This window comes from Vibrio sp. S12_S33, from assembly GCF_963889785.1.
Classification (GTDB): Bacteria; Pseudomonadota; Gammaproteobacteria; order Enterobacterales; family Vibrionaceae; genus Vibrio; species Vibrio aestuarianus.
On the sequence record NZ_CAWPQZ010000002.1, the window covers coordinates 99,058 to 112,138 of the forward strand.

At 42.8% G+C, this 13,081-nt stretch carries 12 protein-coding genes and 2 tRNA genes; 11 read left to right on the forward strand and 3 right to left on the reverse strand.

The features are described 5' to 3' along the window. Positions 1-25: 25 nt before the first annotated feature. Positions 26-1,213 (forward strand): tyrosine--tRNA ligase, encoded by a 1,188-nt coding sequence (tyrS, locus tag AACW06_RS01500; RefSeq protein WP_171979557.1) that lies wholly within the window; start codon positions 26-28, stop codon positions 1,211-1,213. A gap of 440 nt (positions 1,214-1,653) precedes the next feature. Continuing rightward, positions 1,654-2,499, forward strand: coding sequence for a magnesium transporter (locus AACW06_RS01505; RefSeq protein ID WP_192073706.1), 846 nt, complete (start codon positions 1,654-1,656; stop codon positions 2,497-2,499). Here AACW06_RS01505 and dacB read toward each other — a convergent pair. Together dacB and AACW06_RS01515 are read right to left on the reverse strand one after the other, a co-directional pair. After that, positions 2,478-3,920, reverse strand: coding sequence for a serine-type D-Ala-D-Ala carboxypeptidase (dacB, locus tag AACW06_RS01510; protein ID WP_192073707.1), 1,443 nt, complete (start codon positions 3,918-3,920; stop codon positions 2,478-2,480). The genes AACW06_RS01505 and dacB overlap by 22 nt on opposite strands. A gap of 100 nt (positions 3,921-4,020) precedes the next feature. Beyond that, positions 4,021-5,082 carry a porin gene (locus tag AACW06_RS01515; RefSeq protein ID WP_192073708.1) on the reverse strand — a complete coding sequence of 354 codons (1,062 nt, stop codon included), beginning with the start codon at positions 5,080-5,082 and terminating at the stop codon, positions 4,021-4,023. 558 nt (positions 5,083-5,640) lie between these two features. On the opposite strand from AACW06_RS01515, the gene greA reads away from it, so the two are divergent. Further along, on the forward strand, positions 5,641-6,114 hold the full coding sequence (gene greA / locus AACW06_RS01520; protein ID WP_053311273.1) for a transcription elongation factor GreA: 474 nt from the start codon (positions 5,641-5,643) through the stop codon (positions 6,112-6,114). Between the two features lie 84 nt (positions 6,115-6,198). Here the strand turns inward: greA and yhbY are convergent, their stop codons facing one another. Further along, positions 6,199-6,495 carry a ribosome assembly RNA-binding protein YhbY gene (gene yhbY / locus AACW06_RS01525; protein ID WP_053311272.1) on the reverse strand — a complete coding sequence of 99 codons (297 nt, stop codon included), beginning with the start codon at positions 6,493-6,495 and terminating at the stop codon, positions 6,199-6,201. Positions 6,496-6,614: 119 nt separating this feature from the next. Between yhbY and rlmE the strand changes: the two genes are divergently transcribed. The 8 genes from rlmE to rimP all read left to right on the forward strand — a co-directional run bounded on the left by rlmE (position 6,615) and on the right by rimP (position 13,055). After that, the gene (rlmE, locus tag AACW06_RS01530; protein ID WP_192073709.1) at positions 6,615-7,244 is read left to right on the forward strand and encodes a 23S rRNA (uridine(2552)-2'-O)-methyltransferase RlmE; all 630 of its coding nucleotides are present in this window, start codon (positions 6,615-6,617) and stop codon (positions 7,242-7,244) included. A gap of 99 nt (positions 7,245-7,343) precedes the next feature. Then, positions 7,344-9,302 carry an ATP-dependent zinc metalloprotease FtsH gene (gene ftsH / locus AACW06_RS01535; RefSeq protein ID WP_192073710.1) on the forward strand — a complete coding sequence of 653 codons (1,959 nt, stop codon included), beginning with the start codon at positions 7,344-7,346 and terminating at the stop codon, positions 9,300-9,302. Positions 9,303-9,360: 58 nt separating this feature from the next. Further along, positions 9,361-10,191 (forward strand): dihydropteroate synthase, encoded by an 831-nt coding sequence (gene folP, locus AACW06_RS01540; RefSeq protein WP_192073711.1) that lies wholly within the window; start codon positions 9,361-9,363, stop codon positions 10,189-10,191. A gap of 22 nt (positions 10,192-10,213) precedes the next feature. Next, positions 10,214-11,554, forward strand: a complete 1,341-nt coding sequence (gene glmM / locus AACW06_RS01545) for a phosphoglucosamine mutase (protein ID WP_192073712.1) — start codon at positions 10,214-10,216, stop codon at positions 11,552-11,554. Positions 11,555-11,815: 261 nt separating this feature from the next. After that, on the forward strand, positions 11,816-12,151 hold the full coding sequence (gene secG / locus AACW06_RS01550; protein WP_192073713.1) for a preprotein translocase subunit SecG: 336 nt from the start codon (positions 11,816-11,818) through the stop codon (positions 12,149-12,151). Between the two features lie 27 nt (positions 12,152-12,178). Further along, positions 12,179-12,262 (forward strand) — tRNA-Leu (locus tag AACW06_RS01555). 54 nt (positions 12,263-12,316) lie between these two features. Then, positions 12,317-12,393: transfer RNA gene (locus tag AACW06_RS01560), tRNA-Met, on the forward strand. A 206-nt stretch (positions 12,394-12,599) separates the two neighbouring features. Then, complete coding sequence (gene rimP, locus AACW06_RS01565; RefSeq protein ID WP_053311266.1) at positions 12,600-13,055, forward strand: ribosome maturation factor RimP; 456 nt, start codon at positions 12,600-12,602, stop codon at positions 13,053-13,055. The last annotated feature ends 26 nt before the right edge of the window (positions 13,056-13,081 follow it).

Sequence of the window (13,081 nt, forward strand, 5' to 3'; positions counted from 1 at the left end):
GCCAAATCTGTAGGAGTGAACAAGAATGGCGAGTATTGAAGCGGCTTTAGCTGAGATTAAACGCGGCGTTGAAGAGCTAATCCCAGAAGAAGAATTAATCGCGAAGCTAAAAGAAGGTCGCCCACTACGCATTAAGTTAGGCGCAGATCCAACGGCACCAGACATTCACCTTGGTCACACGGTGATTTTAAACAAACTTCGTACTTTCCAAGACCTTGGTCATGAAGTCACGTTTTTGATCGGTGATTTCACCGGTATGGTTGGTGATCCAAGTGGCAAAAATACCACTCGTCCACCGTTGACGCGTGAAGACGTATTGCGTAACGCTGAAACCTATAAAACGCAGGTGTTTAAAATCTTAGACCCAGCTAAAACTAAGATTCAGTTTAACTCGGAATGGTTATCGCAATTGGGCGCAGAAGGTATGATTCGCCTTGCATCAAACCAAACCGTGGCTCGTATGTTAGAGCGTGATGACTTTAAAAAGCGTTATGCGAACGGCCAACCTATTGCTATTCATGAATTTATGTATCCACTCCTACAGGGTTATGATTCAGTAGCAATGGAAACGGACGTTGAGTTAGGTGGTACTGACCAAAAATTCAACCTACTGATGGGGCGTGAATTGCAAAAAGCCAATGGTCAGAAGCCACAAATTGTGTTGATGATGCCATTGCTTGTCGGCTTAGACGGTGAGAAAAAAATGTCTAAGTCTGCGCATAACTACATCGGTGTTAGCGAATCACCAAGTGAAATGTTCGGTAAAATCATGTCGATCTCCGACACCTTGATGTGGAGCTACTATGAACTGCTTTCATTCCGTCCATTAGCGGAAGTTGAACAGTTTAAAGTGGATGTCGAAAGTGGCACTAATCCTCGAGATATTAAGATCTTACTTGCTAAAGAAATTATTGCTCGCTTCCATTCAGAAGCCGATGCCGATGCGGCTGAGCAAGAATTCATTAACCGTTTCCAAAAAGGTGCAATGCCTGACGAAATGCCAGAGTTTGAATTTGATGCCGGTATTGCAATTACCAACTTGTTAAAAGATGCAGGCCTAGTTGGCTCAACGTCTGATGCAATGCGAATGATTAAGCAAGGTGGCGCAAAGCAAGACGGTGAGAAAATCGAAGATACTAAGTATCTACCAACCGCTGGCACGTACGTTTATCAAGTTGGTAAGCGTAAGTTTGCACGAGTTACGATAAAATAAGCCTATTGTGAACGTTAAAGCGCCTGCGGGCGCTTTTTTATTGGTTGCCTATTTATTCTATTTTTATGATTACTTATCAATAAGTTGAAATGAATTAAAAACTTTAAAATCAGGCTGTATTTTAGTTTTACTTTTGGTAGACTCATGCCACTGCTAATTGGGCAGTACCTTCGGAGATTTATATGAACAATACCGACCATCCCCCTAGTATGAAGGGAGAAAAATAACCGCTTTCGGTATTGGCGAGCTTCGTTCCTACCTTAGGTGGTAGGGCATTCCTTTTCTATTCAGTCCTTTCTATATTTTTCTCCTTATCTCTAGATTGAGATGAAAATCACTGATCAACGTTTTTATGACCGCAGCATTATTCGCTGCTGTGATATTGGGTTGTTTGGGGTTCATTTCGGTGGTCGTTACCTTTGCCAATCGGGAGATTCGCCATGACGGTAATGAGCAACATCTACATTGAAAATTCACCAAGCTTTTCTCAAGAAGAGATCGGTGCAGCACGTAATGCATTTTTACAGTATGAGCAGGAGAAACAGGTACATTTACTCACCGTAATGCCTATTGAAGAGGCTGTCGCTATTTTGCGTCATTGCTCGGTGGGGTATGTGCAACAACTATTAACTGAATTAGACAAAGATGGTCATGACATGTGTGCACGTCACTATGCTAACCAACTTGGTTTTATTTATTCAGAGGTCGAAACTTCACAAAGCTATTTAACTACTAGTGTGCTCGAACACGTCAAACAACGTATTGGTTGGATCATTGTGTTAGCGCTATTAGGCATCGTATCAGGGCTTATTATTACCCAATACGAAGATACTTTAAGTCAACTAGTGTTATTAGCCGTGTACATGCCAGTCATCGCGGCGGCGGGCGGCAATACTGGCTCGCAAGCCGCGACATTGGTTGTACGCGCGTTAGCGGTTGGGGAATTAAAAAAGCGTCAATGGTTACTTGTGCTGTGGAAAGAGAGCCGGGTAGCTGTTTGCCTTGCTGTGGCGATTTCTGCGGTGATGGTCGCGCGCATTATGCTATTTAGTGATGCCAATTCAGCGGGTGGCTTTAGCTTGCAAAGTATTGCCTTGGCAATAGCAGTGGCGTTGTTTATCCAAGTGACTATTTCGACCACTATTGGCGGTATATTGCCGATCATTGCGCGAGTGTTTAAATTAGACCCCGCCGTGCTCGTCAGCCCTGTGCTGGCCTCTATGGTTGATATTTCTGGTATGTGGATCTATTTCAATGTGGTTAACTACTTCTTAGGATTAAGCTGACTGAATTTGACCACATCTTGGAAAAAAAGCGTCTCAAATTGAGTAATAGGAGCAGTAACATTAGGTTGGCTGCTTCTATTATTTGGGTAGTAATCGGTCACAAACTGGACGAATAGAGTACTTGGCTTGCCCTGTTTGTCTAAGCCAAACCCCGCCATGTTATAACTGCCATATAACGAACCACTCTTGGCAACTAACTGCCCTTTAACATTTTGCCCGCGCATGCTAGAACGATAGCGTAAAGTGCCTGATTCGCCTGCTTTGGGCATTATCGCAATTAAGCCTAGTGTGTGATCATTTTGCCAAATGTAGTTGAGGATATTAGCCATGCTGTTGATTGAAAGTCGATTATTTCGTGATAAACCGGAACCATCAGCAAGTTGAGCATGTTCGAGATTGACCCCAGTGCGAGATAAGATGATCTGTTTAATTGCCTCGGTACCATTATTAAAGCTGCCCGGTTGAATGAAAAAGTGGCGACCCAATGTTTTTGTGAGGCTATCAGCGATCAAATTGTCCGATTCTTTGAGCATGATCTCTAGCAATACCTCAAGTGGCTGGGATTGGTGCTTTGCAATAACACGTCCTTTTTCAGCATGGTAGCGGCCCACTTTCACTTCACCTTCTAAGCTAATTCCGATCTGTTTTAGCTGTTTATAGATCATTCGAGTGGTATACAAGTTAGGATCTTGCACGGCAAATTTGAGCGGTAATGGTTTACTCCGCTCGGCTAAGCAGCCATTTAATTGGTAATTATTTTGCTCAGAGGTGGTTAGTTCTAAATCGCAACGGGTACTTTCTTGTTCGAGTTTGCTAACCGTTTGCGCATTAGTCGTTACATGAATCGGGTACTGCTCAGGAACGTAGACGCGGGTTTTTCTATCATCTTGAGTATAGATAGAAGCTTGTACACAGTTGCCATCTAAGGTGATGGCTGTAGATGGGGCGCTATAGCATACCCCTAGAATATCCCACGGCGAACCGACTGCGCGGTCGTAACCGCTAAAAATGGAATTATCTAACCAGAGATCACCACTAATTCTACTTAATCCTTGTTTTTTGAGGGTGGTAAGTAGATTTTTGAGATCTTGGTTGGTTAATGTTGGATCGCCAGAAAAGCGAATGATGATGTCATTGCCACTGTGCGTGAGCGTAGTTGAAAAACGATATTGATCACCGAGCTCCAGTTTGGCTGCTAGGGCAGTAACCAGCTTTAATGTGCTGGCTGGTGGAAAATAAAGACCGAGATTGTCTGTTTGCTGGAAAATATGTTCAGAACCTAATGGCTTTACCAGCAGCCCGACACGGCTTCCTTGAGGTAAGGCTTCAAGTGGCGAGTAGGCAAAGGCTGTAAAGGTAGAACTACTGAGTAGCAGCACAAAAGAAACAAGTGAGATAAAGCGGCGATGCAGTAGTGACATAATCAGTATTTCAAAACAGAGTGTGGCTGACAGTATAGCGAGATACAAAAACGCCTGCTAGTCAGCAGGCGTTTGGCATCTAAGACATTAAGTCAATAGATTAGAAGTCGTAACGAAGACCTAGAGCTAGCTCATCTTCAGCTTGTGCTTTAGTTGCAGTGCTGATTAGACCAGCGTTATTTTTAACTGAACCGATCTTATCGCCTTCATCAATCATGTTGAAGTTGTAAGAGATGTAAGTACGGAAGTTAGGCTTGAAGTAGTAGGTGTAGTCAATTGCAAAGTTATTTGCAGAAGTCTCATCAAAAGTTTCAGCGTTGTTGTACGTTGCTGTAATTGCAGATGAGCCTGGTAGTTTGTAACCGAATGCAACTTCATAACCAGTGTAATCACCGTTAGTCTCTGCTTTTTCACCATCAGTGTAAATAGCAGCGATATAGGCATCAGAGATAGCTAAAGATGCTGCAACCATGTACTCGTTTTGCTCATCTTGGTCTGCGTAGCCAGCACCTAGTTTGAAACCAGTGTCGCCGAATGCATAGATACCAGAGATTGAGTAACCGTCAGCACGGTTATCATCATAACCAGAATCTGTTGATGAGTCTGTACGGTCAGCAAAACGGTAGCTTGCTTTTAGACCAAAGTCAGCAAATTGACCTTTGTACGACAGCATGTTGTCAGTACGGTCAGCAACAGCGATTTTATCTGCTGCAGAGTTACCGTGGTAAGACATGATATCTGTGAAATCTGTGATAACACCTAGTGCACCGTCGTTTTTACCGTAAGTCACTTCACCGAAGTTACCACCGATACCAGCGTAACCATAACGATTATCAAGGTCTGAACCTGATTTTTGATCACCATCAACGGTTACGTCATTATCTGCAGTAGTGAATTCACCTTCGTAGAAACCAACACCGTATAGGCTGTCGTTGATCGCAACTTTACCTAGGAAGTTCAAACGTACACGAGAGTTGTCTTGAGCTTTACCATCTTTAAGAGACAGACGCGCTTCAGCACGACCGCCGATTTCTAGAGTGTTGCCTTGAGAGCTGTACACTGTAGAGCCAGCACGGTCACTGCTTTGGTTTACGCCTTCTGCGTTTACGCCTGTAGCCACTGCTGCGGCTGATACTGCTAGAGCAATCAGAGTTTTGTTCATCTTATTTAGTCCTAATTTATTGTTCATAAATTTTTATTTCCGACGTATGTATCGTCCTAAGAGAAATAATAAATACCAAATATATTGCATATGTTAGCTTTGTGTAAAACCTTAAAAAATCATATACGACAAGGTGCTTTTAATATTTCTTGTGTTACTTTTTACCCTTAAGTTCCCTTATTAGTTAGTAAAATGATATAAATCGAACTTATGAACGATGGTTTATTTGTGGTAAATAAATATCAAGCCTTTGTTTTTTATTAAATAAAATTAATTTTTAAAACTGATTCGATCTGTTCTGTTTTTATTTTTTTTTAGTGAGATGAGTCGGTTTTTTGTGCGAAATGATTTGCCTTATAGTGTGGCGGTGAGTATTTCACTGCCGTTTTTTTTGATTCAATTGACAAAAGATGATCAAAGAGTCACTTGATTTCAGGTGATTTAGTCACAAAGTTTGATTACACTAATTAGTAATTATGTTGTTCCATCTACTACCTAGCCTAACAGGTTGGGTAGTTTTGTTTTGCCCAAAGAAAGTTTTGGCATATGAGGTGTAAAATGGAAAAAGTTCCAATGACAGTACGTGGTGAACAGCTACTGCGTACCGAGCTAGATAGGCTATTAAAACTGCGCCCACAAATTTCAGAAGCTATCGCAACTGCGCGTGAGCTTGGCGATTTAAAAGAGAATGCTGAATATCATGCCGCTCGTGAAGAGCAGGGCATTTGCGAAGCTCAAATTCGCGATATCGAATACAAGCTTTCTGTTGCTCAAGTGATTGATGTCACTAAAATGGAAAATACGGGTAAAGTAATTTTTGGTTCGACAGTAACAGTGATCGATGTCAATACCGACGAAGAAAAGCGTTATCAAATTGTCGGTGAAGATGAAGCTAATATTAAATTGGGCCGAATTTCTGTTAGTTCTCCGATTGCACGCGGTTTGATCGGTAAAATGGAAGGTGATGAAGTGATTATTGCCACCCCAGGTGGCGATAAAGATTTCGAAATTGACAAAGTTGAATACATTTAACTCTGAAGGTCAGAAATCAAAAAGGTCGCAACATGCGACCTTTTTTGTCTTTATCCATGACTAAATAGAGAATAACGATAGACTCTATTTGCGAGGAATTTCGATTTTACGCTGCTCTGATTGGCGGAACAGTACAAGAATATTACCGATAGTCTGTACTTTTTCTGCGCCAGTTTCACGAACAACGGCATCAATGATCAACTGTTTAGTTTCGCGATCTTCTGATGCCACTTTAACTTTAATCAGTTCGTGGTGGTTCAGTGCAATTTCGATTTCCGCTAGAACAGCCTCAGTGAGTCCATTTGCGCCCATAAGCACAACAGGTTTTAGACTGTGTGCTAGGCCTTTAAGATGCTGCTTTTGTTTGGTGCTTAGGTTCATTACGCGGCCAATTTTATTTAATATAAGGGTTGAAAAACGCTATTTTAACGCCATCTATGCTTGAAGACTATATTTTATACCATACTTTCTTGGATAGAAGCATTTCAGTTAGGAATCGAATGAGTAAACAGAAGCATTCAGCGAGCTCTGGCCGTTGGTTGAAAGAACACTTTGATGACAAGTATGTGAATGAAGCCAAGAAGAAAGGTTACCGTTCTCGTGCTATCTTCAAAATTGAAGAAATTCAAAATAAAGATAAATTGCTGAAATCGGGAATGACCGTCGTTGATTTGGGGGCAGCCCCTGGTGGTTGGTCTCAATATGCAGCAGGTATTGTCGGTGATGAAGGGCAAGTTATCGCATGTGATATCTTACCAATGGATTCCATCGCAGGCGTTGCCTTTCTACAAGGTGATTTCCGCGAAGAATCGGTGTTAGAAGCACTATTAGAACGCATCCAGCCAGACATGGTAGATGTAGTGATGTCTGATATGGCCCCTAATATGGCCGGCAATTTATCGGTTGACCAACCCAGAGCAATGTACTTAGTTGAACTTGCTTTAGATATGTGTCGACAAGTTCTTGCCCCAAATGGTAGTTTTGTGGTCAAAGTATTCCAAGGCGAAGGGTTCGACCAATATGTTAAGGATATCCGAGACATGTTCAAGGCCGTAAAGATTCGCAAACCAGACTCATCGAGAGCTCGCTCTCGAGAAGTGTACATTGTAGCCACTGGTTACAAAAGTTAACGTTTTTGCTGTGCAAAGCATGAGTTAACACTATGGCTACAGGTCACAAACTGTAGTACCCTACCTTTAATTACAACTAGTTATCGCGAGGCTTACACCTTGAGTGATATGGCAAAAAATTTAATTCTGTGGCTAGTTATCGCTGTTGTTTTAATGTCGGTGTTCCAGAGCTTCGGCCCTGGTGATAGTAACGGCAAAGCAGTTGATTACACCACGTTTGTACAGGAAGTTGGCCAAGGCCAGATTCAAGATGCTCAATTTAACAACAGTGAAATTACCTTTACTCGTAGAGGTGGTGGTGCTCGTTATGTAACTTACATGCCAGTGTATGATCAAAAGCTACTTGATGACTTGATCAACCAAAACGTGAAAGTACAAGGAATGCCTCCAGAAGAGCAAAGCTTGCTCGGAACTATTTTCATATCTTGGTTCCCAATGATTCTATTGATTGGGGTTTGGATCTTCTTCATGCGTCAAATGCAAGGCGGCGGTGGTAAAGGCGCTATGTCATTTGGTAAGAGCAAAGCTCGTATGATGAGTGAAGAGCAAATTAAAACTAACTTTGGTGACGTTGCAGGCTGCGATGAAGCGAAAGAAGATGTGAAAGAGCTGGTTGACTACTTGCGTGATCCAAGTCGCTTCCAAAAACTAGGCGGTAAAATACCAACAGGTATCTTAATGGTTGGTCCTCCTGGTACGGGTAAAACGCTGCTTGCCAAAGCAATTGCAGGTGAAGCGAAAGTACCATTCTTTACCATTTCAGGTTCTGACTTCGTTGAAATGTTTGTTGGTGTTGGTGCATCTCGTGTGCGTGATATGTTTGAACAAGCAAAGAAAGCTGCACCTTGTATCATCTTTATCGATGAAATCGATGCGGTTGGTCGTCAACGTGGTGCTGGTGTTGGTGGTGGTCACGATGAGCGTGAACAAACACTAAACCAAATGCTGGTTGAGATGGATGGTTTCGAAGGTAACGAAGGTATCATCGTCATTGCTGCAACGAACCGTCCGGATGTTTTAGACCCTGCGTTGCTTCGTCCTGGTCGTTTTGACCGTCAAGTGGTTGTTGGCTTGCCTGATGTACGCGGCCGTGAACAAATATTGAAAGTTCATATGCGTAAAGTGCCGCTAGCGAGTGATGTTGAACCCTCATTGATTGCACGTGGTACACCTGGTTTCTCTGGTGCAGACCTTGCGAACCTTGTAAACGAAGCGGCATTGTTTGCGGCTCGCGGTAACAAGCGTAATGTTTCTATGGTTGAATTCGAATTGGCCAAAGACAAAATCATGATGGGTGCTGAGCGCCGTTCAATGGTGATGTCTGAAGAAACCAAAGCATCAACCGCTTACCATGAAGCTGGGCACGCTATCGTTGGGCGTTTAGTACCTGAGCATGATCCAGTATACAAAGTCTCAATTATCCCTCGTGGCCGAGCGTTAGGTGTGACTATGTATCTGCCTGAGCAAGATCGTGTCAGCATGTCGAAACTACATCTAGAGTCGATGATTTCTAGCTTGTATGGCGGCCGTTTAGCTGAAGAGCTAATTTATGGTAAGGATAACGTATCAACAGGCGCTTCTAACGATATTGAACGTGCCACTGATATCGCTCGTAAGATGGTGACACAATGGGGCTTCTCAGAAAAACTGGGTCCATTGCTTTATGCTGAAGATGAAGGTGAAGTATTCCTTGGTCGTAGCGTAACTCAAACCAAGCACGTATCGAACGACACCGCTAAGCTTATTGATGATGAAGTCCGTAAGATTATCGATCGCAACTACGACCGAGCGCGTAAAATCCTTGAAGATAACATGGATATTATGCACTCAATGAAAGATGCATTGATGAAATATGAAACTATCGATGCTGGTCAAATTGATGATCTAATGGAACGTAAAACTGAAATCCGAGAGCCTGCTGGTTGGGGCGATCAAGCAAAGGCAAAAGCCGATGATGCGGAAGTCAGTACTGAAGCGGAAAAAGCTCAAGAGCAAACCAAAGAGCCTGCTGCTGAAGCTACACCAGATGAATCCTCAGAAAAGAAAGATGCTGAGTAATCATTAATCCTTTAATTAAACCCCGAGTTCACTCGGGGTTTTTGTGTTTTAGAGCAAAATGAAGATTCAAACTCCAACCAAAACGCTGATTCTCGACCGCCCACATGTGATGGGCATACTTAATGTAACGCCAGATTCATTTTCAGATGGCGGTAAATTTAATTCACTTGAACTGGCTATAGAACGCGCAGAAAAAATGATCGCAGCAGGTGTTAGCATTATTGACATTGGTGGCGAGTCAACAAGACCGGGCGCGCCTGAAGTGACATTAGAGGATGAGCTACAACGCGTTGTTCCAGTCATTAAAGCAATTCGAGCGAAACATAATGTATGGATATCGATAGATACCAGTAAAGCAGAAGTGATGAGGCAGGCGGTTAATGCCGGCGCCGATCTGATCAATGATGTACGAGCATTACAAGAGCCTGGAGCATTAGAGGTAGCAGCCAAGGCTGGAGTGCCTATTTGTTTAATGCATATGCAAGGCCAACCAAGAACCATGCAAGTGAGCCCTTGTTATCAAGATGTTCTTACCGATGTAAAGTCATTTCTTCAAGAGCGCGTTGCTGCGTGTGAGAATGTAGGTATTGCTCGTGAACAAATTATTCTTGATCCCGGTTTTGGATTTGGAAAAACACTCGAGCACAATTATCATCTTCTGGCACACCTTGAAGCCTTTCATCAGCTAGGTTTTCCTATTTTGGCGGGAATGTCTCGGAAATCTATGATTTTTAAGCTGCTAGAAAAAAATCCAGCAGACTGTATGTTAGCGAGCGTGACATGTGCGACGGTAGCAGCGATGAAAGGTGCGCAAATTATTCGGGTTCATGATGTAGATGAAACCCTTGAAGCAATGAAAATTGTGCAAACCATTATTCAAAATAGTTAAAAATAATAATTAAGGAAGAATTATGTCTGACAAAAGACGTTACTTTGGTACAGATGGTGTCCGCGGTAAAGTTGGACAATACCCTATCACTCCTGATTTCGTATTAAAGCTAGGCTGGGCTGCTGGGCGCGTACTAGCAAAACAAGGCACAAAAAAAGTTATCATTGGTAAAGATACGCGTATCTCTGGTTATATGCTTGAATCAGCTTTAGAAGCTGGGTTGGCGGCTGCGGGACTAAAAGCGACACTGACTGGCCCAATGCCAACACCAGCGGTAGCCTACTTAACACAAACTTTCCGTGCAGAAGCGGGGATAGTTATTTCGGCGTCACATAACCCTTATTACGATAATGGGATTAAATTTTTCTCATCAGAAGGCACAAAATTGCCAGATGATATCGAATTGGCGATTGAGGCAGAACTGGATAAAGATATCGAGTGTGTTGAATCGGCAGAATTAGGTAAAGCAACACGTTTAGTTGATGCTGCGGGTCGTTACATTGAGTTTTGTAAAAGCACTTTTCCGTCAAAATTAAGCTTGGCTGGCTTAAAAATTGTAGTGGATTGTGCACATGGTGCCACTTACCACATTGCACCTAATGTATTTAAAGAGCTAGGCGCGGAAGTTATTGCTATGGGGGTGGAACCGAATGGCCTCAATATCAACGATGAAGTCGGTGCTACAGATGTAAGAGCGCTACAGCAGCGCGTGGTCGCAGAAAATGCCGCGCTAGGTTTGGCATTTGATGGTGATGGCGATCGAATCATCATGGTTGACGAGCTTGGCAATAAAGTCGATGGTGATCAAATTGCGTACATTATTGCCCGTGATGCTCTGCGCCGAGGCGAGTTGAAAGGTGGTGTTGTGGGGACATTAATGACCAACCTTGGTATGGAAAATGGCTTAAAACAGCTTGGTATTCCATTTACCAGAGCTGCCGTTGGTGACCGCTATGTGATGGAAAAACTTCTGGAGAAGGGATGGAAAATTGGTGCTGAAAATTCAGGGCACATTATCCTGCTCGACAAAGTGACTACCGGCGATGCAATTGTTGCCGCTTTGCAAGTACTTGCATCGGTTGTTGGCAGTGAATTGTCGCTAAATGAATTATCCAAGGGCATGACACTCTACCCACAAGTGTTAGAAAATGTCCGTTTTAGCGGTGATTCGAATCCTTTAGAAGCGGAAGCGGTTAAAGCTGCGGTTACTGCTGTTGAAGCTGAACTTGGCAGCAAAGGGCGAGTATTACTACGTAAATCAGGTACTGAGCCACTGCTACGAGTTATGGTTGAAGGTGAAGATGCGGAGTTGGTTGAAAATTCTGCACTGAAAATTGCACAAGCCGTGAAAGCAAGTTGTTAAATTAGCGCTAAATAACGGCTGATCTAAGCTTTATTTGATGAATCAGCATTAATAAAATTGGTTAGCCGTATTTGTATCTGTTTATTGCCCTTTTTTTGAGCGTTTGATACGCAAACAGTACTTTTTTACGAAATAGCGCTTGTCAGTATTGGTTGCATTAGTTAGTATTGCGTCCGCCTTCACTGAGGAGGTCGCTAGCCTTGTTCAAGTCAACTGATAAGAACGGCGCTGGCTCAACAATTTGGAACATAGGTGGAAGTAATGTTTACAGTTCTACTTGTGATTTACCTGTTGGCGGCGCTTGGTATCATTGGCCTAGTGTTAATTCAACAAGGTAAAGGCGCAGATATGGGAGCCTCTTTCGGTGCTGGCGCTTCAAACACAGTGTTTGGTGCTAGTGGCTCAGGAAATTTCCTAACCCGAATGACTGCAATTTTTGCAACAGTATTTTTCATCCTTAGTTTGGCATTAGGCAATATGTCTACGCATAAAACTGAATCACAATGGGTTGACCCTACACAAGGTCAAGTGATTGAGCAAGCTACTGATGCCGCGGTTGATGTACCAGCAAAAGCTGGTGATGAAATACCGCAATAACTTATCGTTAGATAAGTATAAATAATTGCCGAGATGGTGAAATTGGTAGACACACTAGCATGAGGTGCTAGCGCCTATGGTGTGAGGGTTCGAGTCCCTCTCTCGGCACCATTATTTACAAACTTGTAAATCACTTGATTGAGCGTATAATGCTCGCAAGTCGGACGCGGGGTGGAGCAGCTTGGTAGCTCGTCGGGCTCATAACCCGAAGGTCGTCGGTTCAAATCCGGCCCCCGCAACCAATTCTTTAAGGTTTTGGATGCAAGTTTGAGCAGTGTCAACCTCACTGCAATTGAGAATTTAGATTCTCAATCATCAGGGTCCAGCAACAAAAAACCCCGACTTTCGGGGTTTTTTGTTATCTAAATTTCTCAAGCTGAGATTTTAGATAGTTGCTTGGGATTTAAATTGGGCTCTGTGCCCTTTTTTTGTTTCTGGAGTGGTTTAAATGACTGGTTTAGAAAGACAACTGACTGAAATGCTTGAAGCTCCAGTGGCAGCATCTGGTTATGAGTTAGTTGGATTAGAGTTTATTCGTGCCGGTGAGCACTCAACACTACGCATTTATATTGATCATGAAAATGGCATTCTTGTTGACGATTGTGCTGAAGTGAGTCGTCAAGTAAGTGCCGTTCTTGATGTTGAAGATCCAATTTCAGTGGCTTATAACCTAGAAGTTTCTTCACCAGGTTTAGAAAGACCACTTTTTAAAGCAGCACACTATGAACAGTTTGTTGGTCACGAAGTCAGCATCGTTTTGAAAATGGCCGTAGGCAACCGCCGAAAATGGAAAGGAATTATTCATTCTATTGAAGGTGAAACTGTTGCGATTAGCGTTGATGGGCAAGAAGAGCAATTTGCGCTTAGCAACATTTCAAAAGCTAACCTGATTCCTAAATTTTAGTTCTCCTAGAGAAAAGAGCTTAAGAG